Below are 903 nucleotides of genomic sequence, written 5' to 3' on the forward strand. Positions count from 1 at the left end.
GCGAGACGGCGCACAGGCACACGCGAAGCGAAGCGCAGCACACCACCAAAGCCCTCGCCGCCGGAGAAGACGTCGTCGGCCCCCACGGCTTACGCCCCGAGATCCCCTGCCCCCGGCGTTAGGGCCAGGAACGGCAGTACCACGGCGGCCACCTCGTCCGGTACTTCCTCGGCGAGGTCGTGTCCGGCGTCGAAGACGTGGCCGGTGACGTCGTGGGCCATGATCCGCATCTGGGTCTCGTTGCGGTCGCCGATGAAGGCCGAGCCGCCAAGGGCGAGCACCGGAATGTCCAGCTTCTTCTGGGCTGCCTGCCGGTTCTGTTCGGCGTCGATGAGCATCGCCCGATAGATGGCCAGCATCGAGCGGATGCCGCCGGGCATGGAGTAGCAGCGCACGTATTCGTCGACTGCTTCGGCGGTGGCTGTGTCGGGGTGGCTGCGTTCGTTCTTCAGCATGTAGGTGATGAGTTCACGCTCGTGGCCGGCGATCAGCATCTCGGGGACGTCAGGCTGGAAATAGAAGCCCAGATGCCCACAGGTGCATCCCGCTCGAGACGTTCTCGGGGGTGAGAGCGGTGTGGTTCTCGAAGCCGAACCCGGGGAACAGCGCCTCGGCGAACACCAGGGCGTTGACGTGAGCGCGGTGGCGGGCGGCGAGTTGGTAGCCGATGACCGCTCCCCAGTCCTCCCCCATCACGCTGTAGGACGCGTGGCCGAGGTGGGTCATCAGCGCGGCGATGTCGTCGCTCATCGTCGCGGAGTCGTATCCGTCCGCGGGGTGGGCGGAGTCGCCGAGGCCGCGGAGGTCCGGTACGACGACGGTGTGATGTGGCGTCAGTTTGGGGACGAGGTATCGCCAGTGGTGGCCGGTCTTGGGTACGCCGTGCAGCAGCACCACCGCCGG

The 903-nt window shown here is 67.3% G+C and carries 1 pseudogene; it reads right to left on the minus strand.

Annotated elements, in window-relative coordinates:
- Positions 1 to 89: 89 nt before the first annotated feature.
- Positions 90 to 903 (minus strand): annotated as a pseudogene (locus CCN51_RS50500) (alpha/beta fold hydrolase); the annotation flags it as partial.

The sequence above is a fragment of the Streptomyces milbemycinicus genome (assembly GCF_002154605.1).
In the GTDB taxonomy this organism is placed as follows: Bacteria; Actinomycetota; Actinomycetes; order Streptomycetales; family Streptomycetaceae; genus Streptomyces; species Streptomyces milbemycinicus.